Source organism: Micromonospora sp. USAFONa4 (genome assembly GCF_057197825.1).
Map to the genome: position 1 here is coordinate 2,402,442 of NZ_CM170072.1, position 23,923 is coordinate 2,426,364.

Consider the following 23,923-nt stretch of genomic DNA (forward strand, 5'->3'; position numbering starts at 1 on the left):
GGGCCGACACACTGTGGGCATGACCCGACTGTTCCGCGCGCCGCTGACGTGGGTGGTGGTCGCCGTCCTCGCCGCCGGCTCGGCGTTCGGCCTCTACTGGTTCCAGCCCTGGAAGCTGGTCACCGACGCCGAGGTCGACGAGGCACTGTCAAGCGTCGCGGCCACGCCGGCGCCGACGGGTTCCGCCACGGGCGCGGCGCCCGCCCCCGCCGGGCCGGTCCTCGTCGGGCAGGGCGACTTCGTGACCCACGAGCACGACACGTCGGGCAGCGCGCGCATCGTCCGCGCCCCCGACGGGCGGCACCGGCTGGAACTCGTCGGCCTGGCCACCTCCAACGGTCCGGACCTGCGGGTCTGGCTCACCGACCAGCCGGTGCGCAGCGGCACGGCCGGGTGGCGGGTCTTCGACGACGGCCGGTGGGTCGAGCTGGGCCGGCTCAAGGGCAACCGGGGAGACCAGGGTTACGACATCCCGGCCGACGTCGATCTGACGGGCCTGACCAGCGTCTCCATCTGGTGCAAGCGGTTCGCCGTCTCCTTCGGGGCCGCGTCCCTGGCCCCGCCCCGCTGACCCGCCGGCCGCCGTCGCCCGCCGGCTGAGCCGCCAGTGGAGTGGCGCTCTCGACCGATCGCCGGGCGGCTGAGAAACTGTGTGCCGGTCAGTGTCGTTTGGGGGATGGATGAGCAACAGCTGGGTGCTGCCCGACGAGGTGCTCCGGGACGCGCCGGCGTACACGCCGCGCCCCGGCGAGCTGGCTGACCTGGAGCTGCTGCTGATCGGGGCGTACGCCCCGCTGGCCGGCTTCATGACCCGCGCCGACCTGGTCTCGGTGAGTCGGCGGGGTCGGCTCGCCGACGGCTCACCGTGGCCGGTGCCGGTGACCCTCCAGGTGCCGACGGCGCTCGCGCAGGGTCTCGACCCGCGCGACGAGGCACGCCGCACCCTGGTCCTCACCGACGGGGAGGGCGCGCCCGTCGCGGCGCTGGACGTCGCCGACGCGTGGCAGGTCCGCGACGGGGTGGCCGGCGTCGGGGGCACGGTCCGCCGGCTCGGCGACGGGGGGCACGGCCCCTTCCAGCGGCTGCGCCGCACCCCCGAGGAGGTACGCCCGCTGCTGCCGTCCGGTCGGGTGCTCGGGGTGATCGCCGACCGCCCGCTGCACCGGCCGCAGCTCGCCCAGATCGCCCACGCCGTCCGCACGCTCGGCGCCCACCTGCTGGTGATGATCCCGGTCGGCGAGGACGGCCTCGGCGGGCTGCCGCCGGAGTCGCTCGTACGCAGCGTCTTCGCCGCCCGCGACCGGATGCCGCCGGCCACGCTCGTCGCCGTCCCGTTGTCCCGCCGGCGCGACGAGATCAGCGACGCGCTGCTGCGGGCCCGGGTGTCGGCGGCGTACGGCGTGACGCACCTGCTCTCCACCGGCGAGATGCTCTCCGGCGCCGGCCTGCGGGTGCTGGTGCCGCGCGAGCTGGCCTACGACAACCGCGACGGGCAGTGGCGCTGGCGGGAGGACATCCCGCCCCGCAACCGGCGCCTGGCGCTGACCCAGCCGGAGATCGACGACCTGCTGGACCGGGGTTTCCCGCTCCCCGAGTGGCACACCCCGCCCGCGGTGGCGAAGGAGCTGGCCCGGGCCCGGCCGCCGCGGCGGTACCGGGGCCTGGTGGTCTTCCTGACCGGGCTCTCGGGCTCCGGCAAGTCGACGATCGCCCGGGGCCTGGCCGACGTGCTGCGCGAGCAGGGCGACCGGAGCATCACGCTGCTCGACGGCGACGTGGTGCGCCGCGAGCTCTCCGCCGGGCTGGGCTTCAGCAAGGCCGACCGGGACCTCAACGTGCGCCGGATCGGCTGGGTGGCGGCGGAGATCGCCCGGCACCACGGCGTCGGCATCTGCTGCCCGATCGCCCCGTACGCACAGGCCCGCGCGACCGCCCGGGAGATGGCGCTGGCCGCCGGTGCGGGCTTCGTGCTGGTGCACGTGGCGACCCCGCTAGAGGTCTGCGAGCAGCGCGACCGCAAGGGCCTCTACGCCCGGGCCCGGGCCGGCCTGCTCACCGGGATGACCGGCATCGACGACCCCTACGAGGAGCCGGCCGACGCGGACCTGGTGGTCGACACCAGCGACATGACGATCGACGAGGCGGTCGAGGCCGTCCTGCACCACCTGAACGAGACGGGTTGGGTCGAACCCCGGCTCCAGTCCATCTGATCGCGCCCTCCGCCTACCGGTGGTACTCCCTTCGCGCTAGTGTTCATCTTTGTTCGATCACGTTCGACCGCGTGAGGGCGCGCGGCTGGCACGGAGGTACGGCGGATGCTCGCTCAGCAACGGCAGGCGGCCATCCTGGACCGGGTCCGCGCCACCGGCGGCGTGCGGGTCACCGAGCTGGCCGCCGAGTACGGCGTCTCGGACATGACCATCCGCCGCGACCTGGAGGTGCTGCACGAGCGCGGCCTGCTGGCCAAGGTGCACGGCGGTGCCACGGTGGCCGGCCCCGGCTCGACCGACGAACCGGGCTTCCGGGCCAAGTCGGTGCGGCAACTGGCGGAGAAGGCGGCCATCGCCGGCCGCGCCGCCGAGCTGGTCCGCCCCGGGGCGGCGGTCGCCCTCTCCGCCGGCACCACCACCGCCGAGCTGGCCCGTCGACTGGTCGACGTGCCGGGCCTGACCGTCGTCACCAACTCGCTGCCGGTGGCCGAGATCCTGCACGCCGGCGGCCGGTCCGACCAGACCGTGGTGCTCACCGGCGGGGTGCGTACGCCGTCGGACGCGCTGGTCGGGCCGCTGGCCGTCGCCGCCATCCGGTCGCTGCACCTGGACCTGCTCTTCCTCGGCGTGCACGGGATCACGGAGCGGGCCGGGTTCACCACACCGAACCTGATGGAGGCGGAGACCGACCGCGCGCTGGTGGCCGCCGCCGACCGGCTGGTCGTGCTCGCCGACCACACCAAGTGGGGCACCGTCGGCATCTCCTCGATCGTTGAGCTTTCCGCCGCCCACGTGCTGGTCACCGACGACCGGCTGCCCCCCGACGCGCAGCGGGCGCTCGACGACCGGGTGGGCGAACTGGTGGTCGTGTCCCCCGGCACGGGCGCGGGGCGGACGGCCACGACGACAGATGAGGGGGTGGCGCGGTGAAGCGCACCGCGATCGCGCTGGCCGACGGCCGGGAGCTGATCTACTTCGACGAACGGGACGACGCCGTCCGCGACCAGCCGGACCAGCGCGAGCTGCCCCCGCCACCGCCCGCGTCGCAGCTGCGCCTCGACCCGCTCACCGACGAGTGGGTGGCCGTCGCCGTGCACCGGCAGACGCGCACCTTCCTCCCGCCGGCCGACCAGTGCCCGCTCTGCCCCAGCACCGACGGCCGGCAGAGCGAGATCCCGGCACCCGACTACGACGTCGCCGTCTTCGAGAACCGGTTCCCCTCCCTGAGCGGCCGGGTGGCCGAGGAGCCCGCCGAGATCACCCCGTTCACCCCGGTCCGCCCGGGTCGGGGCCGCTGCGAGGTGGTCTGCTTCACCGACGACCACAACGCGTCCTTCGCGTCCCTCCCGCCACGCCGGGTGCGCACCGTCCTCGACGCGCTCGCCGACCGCACGTCGGCGCTCGCGGAGCTGCCCGGGGTGGAGCAGGTGTTCTGCTTCGAGAACCGGGGCGTGGAGATCGGCGTGACACTGCACCACCCGCACGGCCAGATCTACGCGTACCCCTTCGTGACCCCACGGACCCGGGCGCTGCTGGCCGCCGCCCGCCGGCACGCCGAACGCACCGGCGGGCGCAACCTCTACGCCGACGTGCTCGCCGCCGAGCGGGCCGCGGGCACGCGGGTGGTCGCCGAGAACGAGCACTGGACGGCGTACGTCCCGGCGGCGGCCCGCTGGCCGTTCGAGGTGCACGTGGCCCCGCACCGGCCGGTGCCGGACATCCCCGCGCTCGACGACGCCGAGCGGGACGCCTTCGGCCCGCTCTACCTGGACCTGCTGCGCCGCTTCGACGGGCTGTTCGACGTGCCGATGCCCTACATCGCCGCCTGGCACCAGGCGCCGGTACGCGTCGACCGCGAACTGGGCCACCTGCACCTGCAGCTGTTCAGCATCCGGCGCGCGAAGGACAAGCTGAAGTACCTGGCGGGCTCGGAGTCCGCGATGGGCGTCTTCATCAACGACATCGCCCCGGAGCGCGCCGCCGAACTCCTCCGCGCCGCCTGAACCCCCGCACAGGTCGATCATGCAGGTCTGGTGGGAGTCGTGTCCTGATTCGAGCCTTACGCGGGGCGCCACAACTGCATGATCGACGCTGGCTACGGGGGCCCGGGACAGGGCGCGGGGGGCCCGGGACAGGGCCCCCCGCAGGGAAGGGACGGCTGGCTGTGCGCGACAGCCGGGAAGGCTGGCTGATCGGCACGCTTGCCGCGAGGCGACCGCGGTCAACCTTCCTGGACGCGACTGGCATCTCGTCCACCCAGGTCAACGAGGCGCGCCGACCCAGGTGACGCGGGACGGCGCGTCACCGCCGACACGCCGCCAAGAAACTGCCACCCTGTCGCACACTCGTGCACCCGCCCGGCCCTCCCTTCCCCGCCCACACCTACCGATGGCGACGGACGTCGCCGACCCCGGGTGATCCGGACAGATCTTGGTAGGAGACGGCCCCTGGAGGGGCTGTTTGCTACCAGGATCTCGTGCGCCCGACGCGCGACCCGACGCGAACGGTAGACGGGACGGCAGGAGCCCGCCGGCGGGTGCCGGCGGGCTCCTGGTGATGCGGCGGCAGCACCGTCAGGTGCCGTCCGAAGGCGCGGAGAGGATCAGGCGGAGAGCTTGCGCGCCAGGTTCTCGTCGAGCGCGTTCATGAACTCGTCGGTGGTCAGCCACGGGGCGTCCCGCGAGATGAGCAGCGAGAGGTCCTTGGTCATCTGGCCGCCTTCGACGGTGTCGACGATGACCTGCTCCAGGGTGTTGGCGAACTCGGTGACCGCCGGGGTGCCGTCCAGCTTGCCCCGGTGGGCAAGGCCCCGGGTCCAGGCGTAGATCGACGCGATCGGGTTGGTCGAGGTCTTCTCGCCCTTCTGCCACTGCCGGTAGTGCCGGGTGACCGTGCCGTGCGCGGCCTCGGCCTCGACCGTACGGCCGTCCGGGGAGAGCAGCACCGAGGTCATCAGGCCCAGCGAGCCGAAGCCCTGCGCGACGGTGTCGGACTGCACGTCACCGTCGTAGTTCTTGCAGGCCCAGACGTAGCCGCCCTCCCACTTGAGCGCGGCGGCGACCATGTCGTCGATGAGCCGGTGCTCGTAGGTGAGACCGGCGGCGTCGAACTCGGCCTTGAACTCGGCCTCGAACACCTCGGCGAAGATGTCCTTGAACCGACCGTCGTACGCCTTGAGGATGGTGTTCTTGGTCGACATGTAGACCGGGTAGTTGCGGTCCAGGCCGTAGCGGAACGAGGCGCGGGCGAAGTCCCGGATCGACTCGTCGTAGTTGTACATGCCCATGGCGATGCCGCCGCCGGGGAAGTTGGCGACCTCCATCTCCATCGGCTCGCCGCCGTCGGCCGGGGTGTAGGTGATGGTCACCGTGCCCGGGCCGGGGACGACGAAGTCGGTGGCCTTGTACTGGTCACCGTGGGCGTGCCGGCCGATGATGATCGGCTTGGTCCAGCCGGGGACCAGCCGCGGCACGTTGGACATGATGATCGGCTCGCGGAAGACGACGCCGCCGAGGATGTTGCGGATCGTGCCGTTCGGCGACCGCCACATCTTCTTCAGGCCGAACTCCTCCACCCGGGCCTCGTCCGGGGTGATGGTCGCGCACTTGACGCCGACGCCGTGCTCCTTGATGGCGTTGGCGGCATCGACGGTGACCTGGTCGTCGGTCTCGTCGCGGTGCTGGATCGACAGGTCGTAGTAGTGCAGGTCGACGTCGAGGTAGGGCAGGATCAGCTGCTCCCGGATCTGCTTCCAGATGATCCGGGTCATCTCGTCGCCGTCGAGCTCAACGACCGGGTTGTTTACCTTGATCTTCGCCATCGGCCGGCGCTCCTCTCGGGGGACTCGTGCTCAAGCAGTACGAGCGTACTGGAAACTGATCGGCAGTCCCCAGCCGGCCTCGGTCGGGCCGGAACAAACGACGTGCACGGCGCACGGGACCGCTGGCATGATCGCCGGATGCCGCTGAGCCGCATCCTCGGGTCTATCACGGTCACCGCGCTCACCGACGGCGAGGGGCCGTTCTTCCAGCCCCGCGCGGAGGCGTTCCCGGACGCCACGCCGGAGCACTGGCGCGCGGCCGACCTGCGGGATCCGGGCGCGGTGACCGCCGACGGGCGGTGGTGGCTGCCGTTCCGCAGCTTCGCCATCCGCGTCGGGGACGGGCCGGTGACCCTGGTCGACGCCGGGATCGGCCCGGCCGGCTCCCCCGCCGCGAGCTGGGCGCCGGTGCCCGGCCGGCTGCCGGCCGAACTCGCCGCCGCCGGCATCGACCCGGCCGACGTACGCACGGTGGTGCTCACCCACCTGCACAGCGACCACGTCGGCTGGGCGGTCACCGGCTCGCCGGGCACGCCGTACTTCCCGAACGCCGACTACGTGCTCCAGCGGGCCGAACTGGCCGCCGTCGGGCAGCTCAACCCGGGGCTGTCGGCCGGCCTGGTCGCGCCGTTGCGCGCCGCCGGCCAGCTCCGCGTGGTCGAGGGCGAGGAGAGGCTCGATCCGACGGTACGGCTGCTGCCGACCCCGGGACACACGCCCGGTCACCAGTCGGTGCTGCTGGAGGTGGGCGACGAGCGGCTGCTGCTCACCGGCGACCTGCTGGTGCACGCCGTGCAACTGGTCGACCCCGAGCTGGCGTACGCCCACGAGGAGGACACCGCCGCGGCGCGTGCCTCGCGGGTGGGGCTGCTGCGCGACCTGGCCGCGCGCGGACCCGCGGTGCTCGCCACCCCGCACCTGGGCGAGGCGTTCGTGACGCTGTAGGGCGCAACGTCGAGGGGGCACGCCGGCGGACCGGCGTGCCCCCTCGACGGGTGGTGGATCACATGGAGGCGACGTCGCCCTGCTTGGCGCGGACGGCCTCGGCGGCCTCCTTCAGGCTGGCCAGCTCGTCGGCGTCCAGGTCGGTCTCGACGACCCGCTTGACGCCCTCGGCGCCGATCGCGGCCTCGACGCCCAGGTAGACGCCGGAGATGCCGTACTCGCCGTCGACCCAGGCGCAGACCGGCATGACCTCGCCCGAGTCCTCCGCGACGGCCTTCGCCATCCGGGCGGCGGCGGCCGACGGCGCGTAGTACGCCGAACCGGTCTTGAGCAGCGCGACCACCTCGGCGCCGCCGTTGCGGGTCTTGACGACCAGCTCCTCGATCTGCTCGGCCGGCATGGCCTCACGCAGCGGCTTGCCGTCGACCGTGCTCTGCGACGGCACCGGCACCATCGTGTCGCCGTGCGAGCCGAGGGTCAGCGTCTTCACCGACTTCACCGGTACGCCCAGCGCCTCGGCCACGAAGTTGGTGAACCGGGCGGTGTCCAGCATGCCGGCCTGGCCGAGCACCCGGTTCTTCGGGAACTGGGTGGCGAGCTGGGCCAGCGCGGTCATCTCGTCGAGCGGGTTGGACACGACGATGACGACGGCGTTCGGGGCGTACTTGGCGACGTTCTCGGAGACCTGGCGGACGATCTTCGCGTTCGTCTCGAGCAGGTCCATGCGGCTCATGCCCGGCTTGCGCGGCAGGCCGGCGGTGATCACCACGACGTCCGAGCCCTCGATCGCCTCGTAGCCCTCGCCGTTCGGGCCGGTGGTCGCGCCGACCACCTTGGTCTCGAAGCCCTCGATGGCGCGCGACTGGTTGAGGTCCAGGGCGAGACCTGCGGGCTTGCCCTCCACGATGTCGGTGATCACGACGGTGTCGAAGACGTCGTACTCGGCCAGGCGCTGTGCGGTGGTGGAGCCGTAGAACCCAGCCCCGACGACAGTGACCTTCTTACCCATGGTCGTCCCACTCCCTGCTACCAGTCGGTTTTCCGGACCGTATCAGCCATCCTGGCACCGATCAGGTCAGGGGAGGCGACCATCGCCGGGATGGGGCGAACGTCACGGCCGTCCCCCAGGTGTAAGGAAGGGGCCCTTCCTCTACCTCAGGCGTCAGGAAGGCGCCCTTCGTGACGCCTCAGTCGCGCTCGGCCCGCTCCACGACGTTGGTCAGCAGCATCGCGCGGGTCATCGGGCCGACGCCGCCCGGCATGGGCACCAGCTTGCCGGCCACCTCCGCCGCGTCAGCCGCGACGTCGCCGGTGTAGCGGCCCTTGCCGTCCGGGCCGATGACCCGGGTGATGCCGACGTCGACCACGACCGCGCCCGGCGTGAGCATGTCGGCGGTGAGCAGGCCCGGCACGCCGGCGGCCACGATGACGATGTCGGCGGCCCGGGTGTGCGAGGCCAGGTCGAGGGTGCCGGTGTGGCAGAGGGTCACGGTGGCGTTCTCGCTGCGGCGGGTGAGCAGCAGGCCGAGCGGACGGCCGACGGTGTTGCCGCGGCCGACCACGGCGACCTTGGCGCCGCGCAGCGGCACGTCGTGCCGGCGGAGCAGCTCGACGATGCCGCGCGGGGTGCAGGGCAGCGGGGCGTCGTAGCCCAGGACGAGCCGGCCGAGGTTGACCGGGTGCAGGCCGTCGGCGTCCTTGTCGGGGTCGATCAGCTCCAGCACCCGCTGGGTGTCGAGGTGGCCCGGCAGCGGCAGCTGGACGATGTAGCCGTGGCAGGCCGGGTCGGCGTTCAGCTCGGCGAGCACGGCGTCGACCTGCGCCTGGGTCGCGTCGGCTGGCAGCTCGCGGCGGATCGAGGCGACCCCCACCTCGGCGCAGTCGCGGTGCTTGCCGTTGACGTACGCCTGGGAGCCGGGGTCCGCACCCACCAGGACGGTGCCGAGCCCGGGGGTGATGCCGCGTTCCGCCAGTGCCTTGACCCGTGCCCGCAGCTCGTCCTTGATCTCGGCTGCGGTCGCCTTGCCGTCCAGAAGCGTCGCCGTCACGCCCAGATCGTCTCACGGTCGGCGGCCGGCGATCCGACGACCCGCGCCAAGCCGGCGATGTGACCACTAAGAGTGACGTGCCGTTAATCACTCTGAGTGACGCGCGGGCCGACTAGGCCCCGACTGGAACCGGACCCCCGGGCGACCGGGGCGACGGAGGGGTACGTCCGGGTCGGGACGGCGCGATCGGGCGGACCGGGCGGGACGGGTGCCGACCGCGTCGAGAGTCCCCGCTGCCCAGCGCCCCCATCCGCAGCGGCACGGCATTAGCAGATCCGGCCCGGCACGACAAGGCCTCGACGCTGACTCCGTTATCGGTTCGCAACCCGGTCGTTGTCGATCGCCGGCCGGCGACCTACCGTTGCCCAACGTTGCGCAGCGTAAACCCAGCGCCGGGCCTGACTGCGCAGCGTGAGGAGATGAGGAGGCTACATGCGTGTTCGTAGGCTCGCTGCCTGGACCGCCCTCCCGCTCGCGGTGACCCTGGGCCTGGTGGCCTGCGGCTCGGGCGGCGACGGTGGATCCGGCGAGAGCAACCCCGACGCGGCCGTGCGGATCGAGATCGCCGAGCCGCAGCACCTGGTGCCCACCAACACCAACGAGACGAGCGGCTCGCAGGTGCTCGCCGCCCTGTTCAGCCCGCTGGTCGACTACGACGAGGCCAACAAGCCCCACGAGGTGGCGGCCGAGTCGGTGACGTCCGAGGACAACACGACCTGGACGGTCAAGCTGAAGGACGGCTACACCTTCCACAACGGCGAGAAGGTCACCGCCGACAACTACATCGACGCCTGGAACTACGGCGCCTACGCCCCGAACGGCCAGAACTCCAGCTACTTCTTCGAGAAGATCGCCGGCTACGAGGACATGCAGGGCGAGACCCCGAAGGCCAAGACGCTCAGCGGGCTGAAGAAGGTCGACGACCTGACCTTCACCGTCACGCTGTCGGAGCCGTACAGCGAGTTCAAGTCCGTGCTCGGCTACACCGCCTTCTACCCGATGCCGAAGGCCGCGTTCTCCGCGCCCGGCGTACTTGCCGAGGGCTACGAGCAGGCGCCGGTCGGTCAGGGCCCGTTCAAGATGAAGGGCACCTGGCAGCACGACGCCAAGGTCGAGGTCGAGAAGTACGACGCCTTCCCCGGCGAGAAGCCGAAGGTGGCCGGCGTCGAGTTCCGGATCTACCAGCAGCCGACCGCCGCGTACGCGGACGTGCTCTCGGACAACCTGGACGTCATCAAGACCATCCCGACCGAGAACCTCTCGACGGCCGGCACCGACCTCGGTGACCGGTTCAAGCAGAGCTCCGCCTCGTCGCTCCAGGTGCTGGCCTTCCCGACGTTCCAGGAGGAGTTCAGCAACCCGGACGTGCGCAAGGCCATCTCGATGGCGATCGACCGGGACGAGATCACCAAGTCGATCTTCAAGGACTCGCAGCAGCCGGCCCGCTCGTTCGTCTCGCCGGTCGTCGCGGGCTACCGCGACGGCACCATCGGCGAGGCCGGCGAGTTCGACCCGGCCAAGGCCAAGAGCCTGTACCAGGCCGCGGGCGGCCCGGCGAGGATCGAGCTGTCCTACAACGGCGACGGCGGCCACAAGGACTGGATCGACGCGACCTGCAACCAGCTCAAGACCAACCTGGGCGTGGACTGCGTGGGCACCGCCGAGCCGAAGTTCGCGGACCTGCTGACCAAGGTGAAGGCCAAGCAGCCGGTCGGCCTGTTCCGGATGGGCTGGGTCATGGACTACCCGTCCATGGAGAACTACCTGGGCCCGCTGTACAGCAGCAACGGCTCGTCGAACTACTACGGCTACAGCAACCCCGAGTTCGACAAGCTGCTCGCCGAGGGCGCCAGCGCCGCGAACGAGGACGAGGCGATCAAGAAGTACCAGGCGGCCGAGGACCTGCTGGCGGAGGACCTGCCGGTGATCCCGCTGCGGTACGGCCAGAACAACTTCGGCCACTCCACCAAGGTGACGAACGTGGAGATGGATCTCTTCGACCGGATCGACCTCGTGAAGATCGAGGCCGTCAAGTAACAGCACGGCGGGACGGGTCGGGCCATCGGCGGACGGTGGCCCGACCCGCCTTCCTCTTCGCACTTTTTCCGCCAGACTGCCAAGTATGTTCCGCTTCATCCTGCGGCGTCTGCTCCAGATGGTCCTCGCGTTCTTCGGGACCACGCTGATCGTCTACGCGCTGATGTTCGCCGGCCAGGGCGATCCCATCCAGGCGCTCGCCGGTGAGCGCCCGGTCACGGCGGCCCAGCGGGCATACCTGACGGAGAAGTTCCACCTCGACCGGACCGGGGTCGGCGGCTTCTTCTACCGCTACTTCGACTACCTCAAGAACCTGCTCCAGGGTGACCTCGGGCAGTCCCTCACCGGACGCTCGATCGGCGACATCCTGGCCGCCGCCTGGCCGGTCACGGTCAAGCTGGCGCTGATCGCCATGGCGGTCACCATCCTCTTCGGGGTCACCGCGGGCGTCCTCGCCGGCATCCGGCGGGCCAGCATCTTCGACAACTCGACCCTGCTGCTGACCCTGCTGGTGCTCGGCATCCCGACGATCGTGCTCGCGCCGCTGGCGCAGTACCTCCTCGGCGTCAGGTGGCAGCTCTTCCCGGCCACCGCCGGCGCCGACCCGGACCTGTACGCGCTCCTGCTGCCGGGCATCGTGCTCGGCTCGCTCTCGCTGGCCACCGCGCTGCGGCTGACCCGGACGTCCGTGGCCGAGAACCTGCGCGCCGACTACGTCCGCACCGCCCGGTCGAAGGGACTCGTGCGGCGGCGGATCGTCAGCGTCCACGTGCTGCGCAACTCGCTCATCCCGGTGGTCACCTTCCTCGGCGTCGAGCTGGGCAACCTGATGAGCGGCGCGATCATCACCGAGGGCGTGTTCAACATCCCCGGCGTCGGCTTCAACCTCTTCCGCGGCATCCGCACCGAGGACGGCCCGCTGGTGGTGGGCATCGTCAGCGTGCTCGTCGTGGTCTACCTCGTCTCCAACCTGGTGGTGGACGTCCTGTACGCCGTACTCGACCCGAGGATCCGCTATGAGTGAGCGCAGCGAACGAATCGGCAGCGCAGTGTTTCGTGCCGGCGCCGAGCGCAGCGAGGTGCGGGCATGAGTGAGCGCAGCGAACGAATCGGCAGCGCAGTGTTTCGTGCCGGCGCCGAGCGCAGCGAGGTGCGGGCACGAGTGAGCGCAGCGAGGTGCGGGCATGAGTGACTTCGAGACCGTCGCGGCGAGCGAGAACCAGGCCACGCGGCGGGGGCCGTCGGGCGAGCCCGGCGCGCCGAACCAGGTCGGCGTACCGCAGAAGCCCCGCAGCCTGGCCGGCGACGCCTGGCGCGACCTGCGCCGCAAGCCGATCTTCTGGATCAGCCTCGCCCTGGTGGTGCTGGTCGCCGCCATGGCCGCCGTGCCCGGGCTGTTCACCGCGAACGACCCGCGCGACTGCGTGCTGGCCCGTCAGCACGCCGGGCCGTCCGGCGGGGCGATCTTCGGGTACGACTTCCAGGGCTGCGACACGTACGCCAGGGCGGTCTACGGCGCCCGCGCGTCGCTGCTGGTCGGCGCGCTCTCCGCGCTGCTGACCGGCCTGATCGCGCTCGCCGTGGGGATGCTGGCCGGCTACTTCGGCCGCTGGGTCGACGCGGTGCTCTCCCGGGTGATCGACGTCGTCCTCGGCATCCCGCTCCTGCTCGCCGCCATCGTGCTGCTCAAGCGGGTCAACAGCGACAGTTCGGCGGTCCGGATCGGCGCGGTCATCTTCGTGCTGGCGATCCTCGGCTGGACCACCGCCGCCCGCGTCGTCCGCTCCTCGGTGATCACCGCCAAGGAGCAGGACTACGTCGCGGCGGCCCGGATGCTCGGCGCCGGCGACGGCCGGATCATGCTGCGGCACATCCTGCCGAACGCGCTCGCCCCGGCGATCGTGGTGCTGACGATCGCCCTCGGCTCGTTCATCGCCGCCGAGGCGACGCTGAGCTTCCTCGGCATCGGGCTCAGGGCGCCGACCATCTCCTGGGGCATCGACATCGACGCCGGCCGGGTGCACATGCGGGAGTCGGTCACCCCGCTGCTGGTCCCCTCGACGTTCCTGGCACTGACCGTGCTGGCGTTCATCATGCTCGGCGACGCGATCCGCGACGCCTTCGATCCCAAGCTCCGATGAGCGGCCCCCGAGCGCGCGAAGTGCGCGCCGACAGCCCCGCGAGCCCCGCCGTCGCGAGCGAAAGGCCTGAACCATGAGCCAGTCCGCCGTCCAACCCACGCCGGCTTCCCCGACGCCCGAGGGCGGGCACCTGCTGGACGTACGGGACCTGCACGTCGAGTTCCGCACCGGCGAGGGCGTGGCCAGAGTGATCAACGGGGTCTCGTACCACCTCGATCCCGGGGAGACGCTCGCCGTGCTGGGCGAGTCGGGCTCCGGCAAGTCGGTCACCGCCCAGGCGATCATGGGCATCCTCGACACTCCCCCGGCCGTGATCCGCTCCGGCGAGATCCTCTACCAGGGGCGCGACCTGCTGAAGCTGCCGGAGGAGCAGCGCCGGCAGGTACGCGGCAAGGAGATCGCGATCATCTTCCAGGACGCCCTCTCCGCGCTGAACCCCGTCTTCGGAGTGGGCTGGCAGATCGGCGAGACGCTGCGCCAGCGCGAGGGCATGTCGAAGGCCGACGCCCGTGCCCGGGTCGTCGAGCTGATGGACCTGGTACGGATCCCCGCCGCCGCCAGCCGGCTCGGCGACTACCCGCACCAGTTCTCCGGCGGCATGCGGCAGCGCGTCATGATCGCGATGGCGCTGGCCATGAACCCGAAGGTGCTGATCGCCGACGAGCCGACCACGGCCCTGGACGTCACCGTGCAGGCCCAGATCATGGACCTGCTGGCCGACCTGCGCCGCGACCTCGGCACGGCGATGATCCTGATCACGCACGACCTCGGCGTGGTCGCCGGCGTCGCGGACCGGATCGCCGTCATGTACGCCGGCCGGATCGTCGAGCACGCCGACGTCCGCTCGCTGTACCGGGCGCCGGCCCACCCGTACACGAAGGGGTTGTTGGAGTCGATCCCGCGGATGGACGTCCGGGGTCAGCAGCTCTCCACCATCAGGGGGCTGCCGCCCAACCTGATGCGGATCCCGTCCGGCTGCCCGTTCCACCCCCGGTGCCCGTACGTGCAGCAGGTCTGCGTCGACGTGGTGCCGCACGACCTGGTCCTGGGCGACGGCCGGACCAGCGCGTGCCACTTCGCCCAGGAGGTCCGTGATGACAGCGCCCGCTAGCCCGACCAAGGTGCGCGGCGAGACGATCCTCGCCGTCGACAACGTGGTCAAGCACTTCCCGATCCGCCGGGGCGTGCTCTTCCAGCGGCAGGTCGGCGCCGTCAAGGCCGTCGACGGGGTCAGCTTCGAGCTGCGCCGGGGCGAGACCCTCGGGGTGGTCGGCGAGTCGGGCTGTGGCAAGTCGACGCTGGCCCGGCTGCTGATGCGGTTGGAGACGCCGACCGCCGGCCGGGCCACCCTGGAGGGCCGGGACCTGTTCTCCGCCTCCGGTGCCGAGCTGCGCCGGCTGCGGCGCAACATGCAGATGGTGATGCAGGACCCGTACACCTCGCTGAACCCGCGCATGACGGTCGGCGACATCATCGGCGAGCCGTTCGAGATCCACCCGGACGCCGCGCCGAAGGGCAGCCGGCGGGGCCGGGTGCGGGAGCTGCTCGACGTGGTCGGGCTGAACCCCGAGCACATCAACCGCTACCCGCACCAGTTCTCCGGCGGCCAGCGGCAGCGCATCGGCATCGCCCGGGCGCTCGCCCTGCGGCCCGAGATCATCGTCTGCGACGAGCCGGTCAGCGCCCTGGACGTGTCGATCCAGGCCCAGGTGATCAACCTGCTGGAGAAGCTCCAGGACGAGTTCGGCCTGTCGTACATCTTCATCGCGCACGACCTGTCGGTGGTCCGGCACATCTCCGACCGGGTCGCGGTCATGTACCTCGGCAAGATCGTGGAGATCGGCACCGAGGACGAGATCTACGAGCGGGCCACCCATCCGTACACCCAGGCGCTGCTCTCGGCCGTGCCGGTGCCGGACCCGGAGGCCCGCGACCGGCGCACCATGATCCGGCTCACCGGCGACGTGCCGAGCCCGGCCAACCCGCCGAGCGGCTGCAACTTCCGCACCCGCTGCTGGAAGGCCCAGGAGGTCTGCGCGATCGAGGAGCCCCACACGGTCCCCCGCGCGGCGGACCCACACCCCTCGGCCTGCCACTTCGCCGAACTCCGCCCCACCATTCCCTGACCCACCTGTTCGCGTCGATCATGCAGTTGTGGTGGGCGGATCGTCCGCCTTCACCGCTTTCGCGGGGCACCACAACTGCATGATCGACGTGGAGAGCCCGGGGCGCGGGCGGGAAGGTCAGTGGAAGAAGTGGCGGGTGGCCGTCAGGTACATGGTGACGCCGGCCTCCTTGCAGGCCGCGATCACTTCCTCGTCCCGGATCGAGCCGCCCGGCTGCACGATCGCGCGGACGCCGGCGTCGATGAGGATCTTCGGGCCGTCGGCGAACGGGAAGAACGCGTCCGAGGCGCAGACCGAACCACGTGCCCGGTCCGCCCCGGCGCGGGCGACCGCGAGCTGCGCCGAGTCGACCCGGTTGACCTGGCCCATCCCGACGCCGACGGTCGCGGCGTCCTTGGCCAGCAGGATCGCGTTGCTCTTCACCGCGCGCACCGCCCTCCAGGCGAAGGCCAGGTCGCGCAGGGTCGCCTCGTCCGCCGGCTCGCCGGTGGCCAGTCGCCAGTTGGCCGGGTCGTCGCCCTCGGCGTCGATCCGGTCGGCCATCTGCACCAGTACGCCGCCGGTGACCTGCCGCCACTCGGCCGGCAGCGGGGCGTAGGCCGGCGCGTGCAGCAGCCGGATGTTCTTCTTCGCCTGGAGGACCTCCACCGCACCCTCGTCGAAGCCGGGCGCCACCAGCACCTCGGTGAAGATCTCCGACACCTGCCGGGCCAGCTCGACCGAGACCGGCCGGTTGACCGCGATCACCCCGCCGTACGCGGACACCGGGTCGCAGGCGTGCGCCTTGCGGTGCGCCTCGGCCACGTCGGCGCCGACCGCGATGCCGCACGGGTTGGCGTGCTTGATGATCGCCACCGCCGGCTGGTCGGCGAAGTCGTTGGCCGCCCGCCACGCCGCGTCCGCGTCGACGTAGTTGTTGTAGGACATCTCCTTGCCGTGCAGCTGCTCGGCCTGGGCGAGCCCGGCCGGGCTGGACGGGTCGACGTAGAGCGCCGCCGGCTGGTGCGGGTTCTCGCCGTAGCGCAGCACCGCCTGCCGGCGCAGCGACAGCCCGGCGAAGTCCGGCCAGCCGTCCGCCTCGGGCGCCAGCGTGGTGGCGCACCACTCGGCCACCGCCACGTCGTACTCGGCGATGACGGCGAACGCCCGCGCGGCCAGGACGCGCCGCTGGGCCAGCGTGAAGCCGCCCTCGCCGAGCGCGGCGAGCAGGGCCGGGTACGCGGCCGGGTCGGTCACCACGGCGACCGAGGCGTGGTTCTTGGCGGCCGCCCGGACCATCGCCGGACCGCCGATGTCGATCTGCTCGACGCACTCCTCGACGCCCGCGCCGGAGGCGACGGTGGCCTGGAACGGGTAGAGATTGGACACCAGCAGGTCGATGCCGGCGATGCCGTGCTCGTCGAGCTGGGCGACGTGGGAGTCCTTGCGCAGGTCGGCGAGGAGGCCGCCGTGCACCTTCGGGTGCAGCGTCTTGACCCGCCCGTCGAGGATCTCCGGGAAGCCCGTCACCGTCTCGACCGGGGTCACCGGCACCCCCGCGCCGGCGATGGCCGAGGCAGTGCTGCCGGTCGAGACGAGCTCCACCCCGGCCGCGTGCAGCGCCCGGGCCAGCTCGACCAGGCCGGTCTTGTCGTAGACGCTGACCAGCGCCCGCCTGATCGGGCGGCGTTCGTCCTGAGTGGAACTCACGGGACCGTGACCTTTCTTCCGGTGATCGTCCAACCTTCGCGGACCAGGCGGCCCACCTGCTCGACGAGCTGGTGCCGCTCGGCTTCCTTGATGCGCTCGGTGAGCGTCTCGACGTCGTCGTCGTCGTGCACCGGCACGGCGACCTGCGCGACGATCGGGCCGGTGTCCATGCCGGCGTCGACGAAGAAGAGCGTGGCCCCGGTGACCTTCACGCCGTAGGCGAGGGCGTCGCGCGGGCCGTGGATGCCGGGGAACGCCGGCAGCAGCGTGTTGTGCGTGTTCAGGTAGCGGTCGCCGAATGCGGCCAGGAAGCGCGGGCCGACCAGCTTGAGGAAGCCGGCGGAGACGACCAGGTCGGGCCGGTGCTCGGCGACGCGGGCGGTCAGCGCGGCGTCCCAGTCCTCGCGGGCGGGATGGTCGGCGACCCGCTCGACGAAGGTCGGCACACCGGCCGCGGCGGCCCGGTCCAGACCCGCGATGCCGTCGCGGTCGGCGCCGACGGCCACCACCCGGGCCCCGTACGCCGGATCGGCGCTCGCATCGAGCAGTGCCTGGAGGTTGCTCCCGGAGCCGGAGACGAGGACGACGATGCGGGCGACGGGCGCGGGCTCGGTCACCGGGCCACCCTATCGGGCCTGCCGCCGCTTCCATCCGCTGGGCATTGCGACATTCACCGACGACGCGAATGGTCCGGACCAGGTACGCTGCCGGTCGCTCGGGCCCGGCGCGCGTCGGCCCGCACCCGTCAGTGATCCGACGCCCCGCGGGGGTGTCGAGTGGAATGAGGAGTACGCCGAAATGCAGCCCGGATACCAGCCGCAGCAGCCCCAGATCAACAACAACATGACGATGTCGATCGTCGCCATCTTCCTCTTCTGGCCGCTGGCCATCCCGGCGATCATCAACGCCTCCAAGGTGAACCCGCTGCTCCAGCAGGGCGACTACGCCGGGGCCCAGGCCGCCGCCGCCGAGTCGAAGAAGTGGTCCAAGTGGGCCCTCATCGTCGGCATCAGCTGGTACGTGATCGTGCTGGTGTGCTGCCTGCTCGGTGGGCTCGCCGGTGTGGTGGGCGGCGACACCTCCACCAGCAGCTACTGACAGATCGGACGAGGAGTCGCATGCAGCCCGGTTACCCCGGACAGGATCCGTACGGCCAGCAGCCGCACCAGGATCCGTACGCGCCGCACCACGACCCGTACGCCCCGCCGCCGGCGGCGCCGTACGGCCAGCCGCCCGTCTCCGGGCAGCCGAACGACCCGTACGCCGCGCCGCAGGATCCGTATGGCCAGCAGAATCCGTACGGCCAGCAGGACCCCTACGGCCAGCCGCCGACCTCGGGCCAGCCCTACGGTCAGCCGCCCACTTCGGGCCAGCCCTACGGGCAGCCGGCGCCGGGTCAGCCGTACGGGCAGCAGCCGTACCAGGACCCGTACGGCCAGCAGGCGTACCCGCAGCCGCCCATGTACCCCAACGCGGGATTCGCCGCGAAGGGGCCTGGGCAGCAGCAGAACACCCTCGGTCTGGTGTCCATGATCCTCGGCATCGCCTCGATCCCGATGGTCTGCTGCTACCTCGGCATCCCGCTGGGCATCGGTGCGCTGGTGACCGGGTGGATGGGCAAGCAGAAGGCCGCCCAGGGGCTGGCCGACAACAACGGTCAGGCCCTCGCCGGTCTGATCTGCGGCGCCATCGGCGTCGTGCTCGGCCTGCTCCAGATCATCTTTCTGGGCTTCAGTCTGACGCTGCCCAACCAGCCCTGACCGTCATGCGACAGGGGCGTCCCGGCCTGTCCGGGGCGCCCCTTCGGCGTCTTGCGGCCCTCAGCGGGGCGCGCGGGACAGCACCCGGGTCGCGGCCGCGCCGATCAGCGCCCCGACCGTGACGACCGCGGTCGCCACCGCCGCCACCTGCCAGGCGACGGGCCCCACCTGGACCAGCCGGCCGCCGCCGAGCGAACCGGCGGAGGCGGCCGCGGCGGCGCCCAGCAGCAGGCCGGCCACCGGGCCGGCGAGCGCCGCCGCCCCGAGCAGCGGCCCCCAGCGCAGCGGTGCCCGGTCGTCGGCGGCGAGCCGGAGCAGCCGGCGGGCCAGCAGCCAGCCCGCGGCCATCCCGGCGAGGACCGGCACCGCGAGCAGCCCGGCGCCGAGCCCGTCGACCGGCCCGCGCGGCAGCCCGGCCAGCAGCGGTACGGCCGGCAGCGCCCCCACGGAGACCTCGCTGGTGCGTACCGCCGTGTCGGTGCCGACGGCGAAACCCGGGCCGAGCAGGTAGCTGACCGACCAGATCGTGGCGTTGGGCGCGTAGGCGAGGCTCACCAGCGTGATCCCGGCCTGACCGGCGACCCCGGTGCGGTAGGCCCCGATCAGGTCGGCGGCGTCCCCGCCCCCGGTGGCCACGGCGAGCCCCGCCGCGCCGGCCCCCGCGCCGAACAGCAGCAGCCCGGCGACGAGCCCGGTGCGGATCCCGTCGCGCAGCGCCTCCGGGGACCGCGCGGCGAGCAGGCCGGCCACGCGCGTGGTCCGGGCCGAGCCCACCAGGGCCCCGAGCGTGCCGAGCACCAGGAGGGTCAGCCCGGCGCGCACCGGTGACGCGCCCGCCAGCACCGCGCCGAGCACCCCGAGCAACGCGTACGCGACGCCGACCGCGCCGGCGGCGAGGAGCGCCTGCCGGGGTGACCGGCCGCCCCGCGCGCCGATGGCCCGGCTGGCGTGCACGCCCGCCCGGGTCAGCCGCCAGACGACAAGTGCGGTCAGCGCCAGCGGGGCCAGCCCGAGCGGGCCGGCGGCGGTGTCCAGCGGCACGCCGTGCCCGAGCAGCCAGCCGGCCAGCCCGGCGCGCAGCGCGCCCGGCACGGAGGCGGCACCCTCGCTGAGCTGGAACAGCCAGAGCACGACCACGACCGGCAGCCAGGAGGTGAGCGCCGCCCACCCGGCGGCGACCCCGGCGGCGACGACGAGCGGGGCGCGGCTGCGGCGCGGCTCGCCGGCGCGCGGCGCGGGCACCCGCCGGCTCCGCCCGACGGGCGCGGCCGGCCGGGCGCCGGGGCCGGCGTCGGCGCCGGGACGGCTGGGCTGATCAGGGGTGACGGAGGACATCGCGTCTACTCTGGCATGTCGGGCCGGCGGTGGCAGTCCGATACCGCCCCGCAGCGGCGACGAGTTCCGTGATCCACCATCTCGGGCCCCCGATCCGGTCTAGCCTCGGGCGCAGGGACGCGACCGCAGGGTCGCGGCACCGACGTCCTGAGGAGAGCCGTGAACACTCCGTATCCGCCGCCCCCGCCGGCGCCGTCCGCGGCCGGTCGCGACCGCACGACGCTGTGGGGCGTGCTCGGCATCGTCCTCGGCCTGCTCTGCTGCGGCATCCTGGGGATCGTCTTCGGTTACCTGTCGATCCGGGACGCCAAGCGCTTCGGCCAGTCGCCCGTGCTCGGCTACCTGGCGATCGCGTTCGGCGTGCTCAACATCATCGGCAGCGGCGTCCTCTGGGCCGGCGGCAACTACCCGCTCTACAACGACTGAGGCCACCCGCGCCACGGCGACCGGGGTCGCCGCGTCACGACGGCGGAGGGCCGACCGCGAACGGTCGGCCCTCCGGTCGTACGTCGCTCGGGCTCAGCCCGCGGACATGATCTCCCGCATGAGCTTGGCGGTCTCGGTCGGGGTCTTGCCGACCTTGACGCCGACCGCCTCCAGCGCGTCCTTCTTGGCCTCGGCGGTGCCCGCCGAGCCGGAGATGATCGCACCGGCGTGGCCCATGGTCTTGCCGGGCGGCGCGGTGAAGCCGGCGATGTAGCCGACCACCGGCTTGGTCACGTTCGCCTTGATGAACTCGGCGGCCCGCTCCTCGGCGTCGCCACCGATCTCACCGATCATGACGATCGCGTCGGTCTCCGGGTCGGCCTCGAACGCGGCGAGCGCGTCGATGTGGGTGGTGCCGATGATCGGGTCACCGCCGATGCCGACGCAGGTCGAGAAGCCGATGTCGCGCAGCTCGTACATCATCTGGTAGGTCAGCGTGCCGCTCTTGCTGACCAGGCCGATGCGGCCGGTGCCGGTGATGTCGGCCGGGATGATGCCGGCGTTGGAGGCGCCCGGCGAGGCGATGCCCGGGCAGTTCGGGCCGATGATCCGGGTCCGCTCCCCCTTGGCGACGTTGTACGCCCAGAACGCGGCGGTGTCGTGCACCGGCACGCCCTCGGTGATCACCACGGCCAGGTCGATCCCGGCGTCGATCGCCTCGACGACCGCGCCCTTGGTGAACTGCGGCGGTACGAAGATCACGGTCACGTCGGCACCGGTCTGTGCCATCGCGTCCGCGACGTTGGCGAAGACCGGCAGCTCGGTGCCGTCGAAGTCGACCGTCTGGCCCGCCTTGCGCGGGTTGACGCCGCCGACGACGTTGGTGCCCGCGGCGAGCATCCGCCGGGTGTGCTTGGAACCCTCGGAACCGGTCATCCCCTGGACGATGACCTTCGAGTCCTTGGTCAGCCAGATAGCCATTGTCAGACCCCCGCAGCCGCCAGCTCGGCGGCCCGCTCGGCCGCGCCGTCCATGGTGTCGACCCGCTGCACCAGCGGGTTGTTCGCGCCGTCCAGGATCGCCCGGCCGGCCTCGGCGTTGTTGCCGTCGAGGCGGACGACCAGCGGCTTGGTGACCTGCTCGCCGCGCTGCTCGAGCAGGGCCAGCGCCTGCACGATGCCGTTGGCGACCTCGTCGCAGGCGGTGATGCCGCCGAAGACGTTGACGAAGACGCTCTTCACCGACGGGTCGGACAGGACGATCTCCAGCCCGTTCGCCATCACCGCGGCGCTCGCGCCGCCGCCGATGTCGAGGAAGTTGGCCGGCTTGACGCCGCCGTGCCGCTCACCGGCGTACGCGACCACGTCGAGGGTCGACATGACCAGACCCGCGCCGTTGCCGATGATGCCGACCTCGCCGTCGAGCTTGACGTAGTTGAGGTCCTTCTCCTTGGCGGCCTGCTCCAGCGGGTCCACCGCGGCCTGGTCGACGAGCGCCTCGTGGTCCGGGTGCCGGAACGCGGCGTTCTCGTCGAGGGTGACCTTGGCGTCGAGCAGCAGCAGCTTGCCCTCGCCGGTCTTGGCCAGCGGGTTCACCTCGACCAGCGTGGCGTCCTCGGCGACGAAGGCCTTCCACAGCCCCACGGCGGCCTCGACGACCTGGTCGGCGACCTCGGCCGGGAAGTTGGCGGCGGTGACGATCTCGCGCGCCTTCGCCTCGTCGACGCCCGTGTTGGCGTCGATCGGGGCCTTGACGACCTTCTCCGGGGTCTCGGCGGCGACCTGCTCGATGTCCATGCCGCCGGCGACGCTGGCGATGCAGAGGAAGGTGCGGTTCGCCCGGTCGAGCAGGTAGGAGAAGTAGTACTCCTCGGCCACGTCCGCGGTCACCGTGATCATGACCTTGTGGACGGTGTGGCCCTTGATGTCCATGCCCAGGATGTCGGTGGCGCGGGCCACCGTCTCCTCGGCGCCCTCGGCCAGCTTCACGCCGCCGGCCTTGCCTCGGCCACCGACCTTCACCTGCGCCTTGACGACCACCCGACCGCCGAGGCGTTCGGCGATCGCGCGGGCCTCCTCCGGGGTCGTGGCGACGCCGCCGGCGAGCACGGGCAAGCCGTGCCGTTCGAACAGGTCCCGCCCCTGGTACTCGTACAGGTCCACGTTTGCGCGTCCCGTCCCGTCTCCGCGGCGCGCCGTCGCGCCGCCACCAGCGTTATGGAAAACAGTTTGACGCCTGTCATCACTCGAAACAGGCCATTGGGCGCAGCCTAGCGAGGTGGACACCGCCGGCAACCGAGCGGGTGCACGTTGTGTGGTAATGCACAATCGGCGGCGTCGCGCGGCCTTTCCGCGACTTCGGCCCGATGTCAGCCGTCCGGGCGATGTTGCCGGGGGCGCGTAACCCGTCCGTGGGGGCGTCGTTGAGTCAGGTGTCGGAGCGCTGATGCAGCGCGGCGACGGGAGCGGCCGATGCCCTGTCGGTCGAGGGGTGGCGGCGGGGCATCGTGCATAGAGGGGCCGGACGTGTGAGGGGTGCGTCCGGCCCCTCCCCCTGTCCGGATTCGGCCGCCGAGCGGTCCCGAGCCCGCGACCGCCGTCAGGCGACCGGCTGGGCAACGTTCTGCCGGACCCACTCGACGATCGACTGGGTCGTCGCGCCCGGCGTGAAGATCTTGGCGACCCCGAGCCGCTGGAGCTCCGGGATGTCGGCGTCGGGAATGATGCCGCCGCCGAACACGACGATGTCGCGGGCGTCGCGCTCACCGAGCAGCTCCACCACCCGCCGGAACAGCGTCATGTGCGCCCCGGACAGCACGGAGAGCCCGACCGCGTCGGCGTCCTCCTGGATCGCGGTCTCCACGATCTGTTCCGGGGTCTGGTGCAGGCCGGTGTAGATGACCTCCATGCCGGCATCCCGCAGGGCACGCGCGACGACCTTTGCACCACGGTCGTGGCCGTCCAGGCCCGGCTTGGCGACGACGACCCGTACACGAGAGCTCATCAGCGCATCCCTTTCACCGGCTCCGCGGCTTCACTGAACGAACGGTAACCCGCCCGGCCCTGCCCGGGAAATCCGGGCGGCGAACCTCACGCGCGCGAACCTGGCCGGACTCCCGTCGGTGCCGGTACGGCGGACCGCGCCGGCCCCCGGCGTCAAGCCGGACGACTCCGCCGTTCGGTCACCCTGCGCGACGAACGGGCAGTTAAGGGGGCACCGTTCGAGGGGTACGACCCATGACAATCACGGACGGAAAGGGACAGAACGCGGTAGCAATTCGGCGCTTCGGCTTGTGACGGGACTGGTGGTTGGCTAACGTGTCCACGGTTGTCATCAGGTCCACGGACGGGTGACGACGCGGCCAGCCGACGTTCACCCGAGCTTCA

22 protein-coding genes are annotated in these 23,923 nt (G+C 72.0%); 13 read left to right on the top strand and 9 right to left on the bottom strand.

Translation table 11 applies throughout. The annotated features are described in order from the left end of the window. Positions 1–19 precede the first annotated feature (19 nt). The 4 genes from AC0OO9_RS10165 to galT all read left to right on the top strand — a co-directional run bounded on the left by AC0OO9_RS10165 (position 20) and on the right by galT (position 4,213). Positions 20–571, top strand: a complete 552-nt coding sequence (locus tag AC0OO9_RS10165) for a DM13 domain-containing protein (RefSeq protein WP_311410733.1) — start codon at positions 20–22, stop codon at positions 569–571. A 109-nt stretch (positions 572–680) separates the two neighbouring features. Then, positions 681–2,210 (top strand): adenylyl-sulfate kinase, encoded by a 1,530-nt coding sequence (gene cysC, locus AC0OO9_RS10170; RefSeq protein ID WP_357577838.1) that lies wholly within the window; start codon positions 681–683, stop codon positions 2,208–2,210. Positions 2,211–2,315: 105 nt separating this feature from the next. After that, positions 2,316–3,140, top strand: coding sequence for a DeoR/GlpR family DNA-binding transcription regulator (locus AC0OO9_RS10175; RefSeq protein WP_484517073.1), 825 nt, complete (start codon positions 2,316–2,318; stop codon positions 3,138–3,140). After that, positions 3,137–4,213 (top strand): galactose-1-phosphate uridylyltransferase, encoded by a 1,077-nt coding sequence (gene galT / locus AC0OO9_RS10180; RefSeq protein ID WP_484517074.1) that lies wholly within the window; start codon positions 3,137–3,139, stop codon positions 4,211–4,213. Before AC0OO9_RS10175 ends, galT begins: the two co-directional genes overlap by 4 nt. Before the next feature lie 599 nt (positions 4,214–4,812). Here the strand turns inward: galT and AC0OO9_RS10185 are convergent. Next, positions 4,813–6,030, bottom strand: a complete 1,218-nt coding sequence (locus AC0OO9_RS10185; protein WP_132231004.1) for an NADP-dependent isocitrate dehydrogenase — start codon at positions 6,028–6,030, stop codon at positions 4,813–4,815. A gap of 138 nt (positions 6,031–6,168) precedes the next feature. Here AC0OO9_RS10185 and AC0OO9_RS10190 point away from each other — a divergent pair, with 138 nt between their 5' ends. After that, positions 6,169–6,975 carry an MBL fold metallo-hydrolase gene (locus AC0OO9_RS10190; protein ID WP_484517075.1) on the top strand — a complete coding sequence of 269 codons (807 nt, stop codon included), beginning with the start codon at positions 6,169–6,171 and terminating at the stop codon, positions 6,973–6,975. A 58-nt stretch (positions 6,976–7,033) separates the two neighbouring features. Here the strand turns inward: AC0OO9_RS10190 and mdh are convergent, their stop codons facing one another. Next, positions 7,034–7,984 carry a malate dehydrogenase gene (mdh, locus tag AC0OO9_RS10195; RefSeq protein WP_088998471.1) on the bottom strand — a complete coding sequence of 317 codons (951 nt, stop codon included), beginning with the start codon at positions 7,982–7,984 and terminating at the stop codon, positions 7,034–7,036. Positions 7,985–8,162: 178 nt separating this feature from the next. Beyond that, positions 8,163–9,023, bottom strand: a complete 861-nt coding sequence (locus tag AC0OO9_RS10200; RefSeq protein ID WP_484517076.1) for a bifunctional methylenetetrahydrofolate dehydrogenase/methenyltetrahydrofolate cyclohydrolase — start codon at positions 9,021–9,023, stop codon at positions 8,163–8,165. A 432-nt stretch (positions 9,024–9,455) separates the two neighbouring features. Between AC0OO9_RS10200 and AC0OO9_RS10205 the strand changes: the two genes are divergently transcribed. The 5 genes from AC0OO9_RS10205 (at position 9,456) to AC0OO9_RS10225 (ending at position 15,327) form a co-directional block, all read left to right on the top strand. Then, positions 9,456–11,060 (top strand): peptide ABC transporter substrate-binding protein, encoded by a 1,605-nt coding sequence (locus AC0OO9_RS10205; protein ID WP_484517077.1) that lies wholly within the window; start codon positions 9,456–9,458, stop codon positions 11,058–11,060. An 85-nt stretch (positions 11,061–11,145) separates the two neighbouring features. Next, positions 11,146–12,084 carry an ABC transporter permease gene (locus AC0OO9_RS10210; RefSeq protein ID WP_151456057.1) on the top strand — a complete coding sequence of 313 codons (939 nt, stop codon included), beginning with the start codon at positions 11,146–11,148 and terminating at the stop codon, positions 12,082–12,084. A 160-nt stretch (positions 12,085–12,244) separates the two neighbouring features. Beyond that, complete coding sequence (locus AC0OO9_RS10215) at positions 12,245–13,201, top strand: ABC transporter permease (RefSeq protein ID WP_484517078.1); 957 nt, start codon at positions 12,245–12,247, stop codon at positions 13,199–13,201. A gap of 73 nt (positions 13,202–13,274) precedes the next feature. After that, positions 13,275–14,312, top strand: a complete 1,038-nt coding sequence (locus tag AC0OO9_RS10220) for an ABC transporter ATP-binding protein (RefSeq protein ID WP_484517079.1) — start codon at positions 13,275–13,277, stop codon at positions 14,310–14,312. After that, the gene (locus AC0OO9_RS10225; protein ID WP_484517080.1) at positions 14,296–15,327 is read left to right on the top strand and encodes an ABC transporter ATP-binding protein; all 1,032 of its coding nucleotides are present in this window, start codon (positions 14,296–14,298) and stop codon (positions 15,325–15,327) included. Before AC0OO9_RS10220 ends, AC0OO9_RS10225 begins: the two co-directional genes overlap by 17 nt. A gap of 117 nt (positions 15,328–15,444) precedes the next feature. Here the strand turns inward: AC0OO9_RS10225 and purH are convergent, their stop codons facing one another. Together purH and purN are read right to left on the bottom strand one after the other, a co-directional pair. Then, entirely contained in the window at positions 15,445–17,016 is a 1,572-nt protein-coding gene (gene purH, locus AC0OO9_RS10230; RefSeq protein ID WP_484517081.1) for a bifunctional phosphoribosylaminoimidazolecarboxamide formyltransferase/IMP cyclohydrolase, read from the bottom strand. After that, positions 17,013–17,633 carry a phosphoribosylglycinamide formyltransferase gene (gene purN, locus AC0OO9_RS10235; RefSeq protein ID WP_484517082.1) on the bottom strand — a complete coding sequence of 207 codons (621 nt, stop codon included), beginning with the start codon at positions 17,631–17,633 and terminating at the stop codon, positions 17,013–17,015. Before purN ends, purH begins: the two co-directional genes overlap by 4 nt. A 181-nt stretch (positions 17,634–17,814) precedes the next feature. On the opposite strand from purN, the gene AC0OO9_RS10240 reads away from it, so the two are divergent. Beyond that, positions 17,815–18,114 carry a CD225/dispanin family protein gene (locus AC0OO9_RS10240; protein WP_132230994.1) on the top strand — a complete coding sequence of 100 codons (300 nt, stop codon included), beginning with the start codon at positions 17,815–17,817 and terminating at the stop codon, positions 18,112–18,114. Between the two features lie 20 nt (positions 18,115–18,134). Further along, the gene (locus tag AC0OO9_RS10245) at positions 18,135–18,776 is read left to right on the top strand and encodes a DUF4190 domain-containing protein (protein WP_484517083.1); all 642 of its coding nucleotides are present in this window, start codon (positions 18,135–18,137) and stop codon (positions 18,774–18,776) included. A gap of 60 nt (positions 18,777–18,836) precedes the next feature. On the opposite strand, the gene AC0OO9_RS10250 is transcribed toward AC0OO9_RS10245, so the two are convergent. Beyond that, positions 18,837–20,111 carry a cell division protein PerM gene (locus AC0OO9_RS10250; RefSeq protein ID WP_484517084.1) on the bottom strand — a complete coding sequence of 425 codons (1,275 nt, stop codon included), beginning with the start codon at positions 20,109–20,111 and terminating at the stop codon, positions 18,837–18,839. A gap of 159 nt (positions 20,112–20,270) precedes the next feature. Here AC0OO9_RS10250 and AC0OO9_RS10255 point away from each other — a divergent pair, with 159 nt between their 5' ends. Next, positions 20,271–20,537 carry a DUF4190 domain-containing protein gene (locus AC0OO9_RS10255; protein ID WP_421454632.1) on the top strand — a complete coding sequence of 89 codons (267 nt, stop codon included), beginning with the start codon at positions 20,271–20,273 and terminating at the stop codon, positions 20,535–20,537. 93 nt (positions 20,538–20,630) lie between these two features. On the opposite strand, the gene sucD is transcribed toward AC0OO9_RS10255, so the two are convergent. From sucD to icmB, 3 genes are all read right to left on the bottom strand, one after another. Then, on the bottom strand, positions 20,631–21,518 hold the full coding sequence (gene sucD, locus AC0OO9_RS10260) for a succinate--CoA ligase subunit alpha (RefSeq protein WP_484517085.1): 888 nt from the start codon (positions 21,516–21,518) through the stop codon (positions 20,631–20,633). A gap of 2 nt (positions 21,519–21,520) precedes the next feature. After that, positions 21,521–22,699: an ADP-forming succinate--CoA ligase subunit beta gene (gene sucC / locus AC0OO9_RS10265; RefSeq protein ID WP_132230989.1), complete on the bottom strand. Its 1,179-nt coding sequence runs from the start codon at positions 22,697–22,699 to the stop codon at positions 21,521–21,523. Between the two features lie 436 nt (positions 22,700–23,135). Beyond that, positions 23,136–23,540: a coenzyme B12-dependent isobutyryl CoA mutase small subunit gene (icmB, locus tag AC0OO9_RS10270; RefSeq protein ID WP_132230988.1), complete on the bottom strand. Its 405-nt coding sequence runs from the start codon at positions 23,538–23,540 to the stop codon at positions 23,136–23,138. Positions 23,541–23,923: the final 383 nt, after the last annotated feature.

Bases quoted from the DNA above. Each gene is read 5' to 3' on its own strand.
- AC0OO9_RS10225 (WP_484517080.1), top strand. From the start codon at position 14,296: ATGACAGCGCCCGCTAGCCCGACCAAGGTGCGCGGCGAGACGATCCTC.
- AC0OO9_RS10220 (WP_484517079.1), top strand. From the start codon at position 13,275: ATGAGCCAGTCCGCCGTCCAACCCACGCCGGCTTCCCCGACGCCCGAG.
- AC0OO9_RS10165 (WP_311410733.1), top strand. From the start codon at position 20: ATGACCCGACTGTTCCGCGCGCCGCTGACGTGGGTGGTGGTCGCCGTC.
- AC0OO9_RS10210 (WP_151456057.1), top strand. From the start codon at position 11,146: ATGTTCCGCTTCATCCTGCGGCGTCTGCTCCAGATGGTCCTCGCGTTC.
- icmB (WP_132230988.1), bottom strand. From the start codon at position 23,540: ATGAGCTCTCGTGTACGGGTCGTCGTCGCCAAGCCGGGCCTGGACGGC.
- AC0OO9_RS10175 (WP_484517073.1), top strand. From the start codon at position 2,316: ATGCTCGCTCAGCAACGGCAGGCGGCCATCCTGGACCGGGTCCGCGCC.
- cysC (WP_357577838.1), top strand. From the start codon at position 681: ATGAGCAACAGCTGGGTGCTGCCCGACGAGGTGCTCCGGGACGCGCCG.
- mdh (WP_088998471.1), bottom strand. From the start codon at position 7,984: ATGGGTAAGAAGGTCACTGTCGTCGGGGCTGGGTTCTACGGCTCCACC.
- AC0OO9_RS10245 (WP_484517083.1), top strand. From the start codon at position 18,135: ATGCAGCCCGGTTACCCCGGACAGGATCCGTACGGCCAGCAGCCGCAC.
- AC0OO9_RS10190 (WP_484517075.1), top strand. From the start codon at position 6,169: ATGCCGCTGAGCCGCATCCTCGGGTCTATCACGGTCACCGCGCTCACC.
- AC0OO9_RS10240 (WP_132230994.1), top strand. From the start codon at position 17,815: ATGCAGCCCGGATACCAGCCGCAGCAGCCCCAGATCAACAACAACATG.
- AC0OO9_RS10205 (WP_484517077.1), top strand. From the start codon at position 9,456: ATGCGTGTTCGTAGGCTCGCTGCCTGGACCGCCCTCCCGCTCGCGGTG.
- AC0OO9_RS10215 (WP_484517078.1), top strand. From the start codon at position 12,245: ATGAGTGACTTCGAGACCGTCGCGGCGAGCGAGAACCAGGCCACGCGG.
- AC0OO9_RS10250 (WP_484517084.1), bottom strand. From the start codon at position 20,111: ATGTCCTCCGTCACCCCTGATCAGCCCAGCCGTCCCGGCGCCGACGCC.
- AC0OO9_RS10185 (WP_132231004.1), bottom strand. From the start codon at position 6,030: ATGGCGAAGATCAAGGTAAACAACCCGGTCGTTGAGCTCGACGGCGAC.
- sucD (WP_484517085.1), bottom strand. From the start codon at position 21,518: ATGGCTATCTGGCTGACCAAGGACTCGAAGGTCATCGTCCAGGGGATG.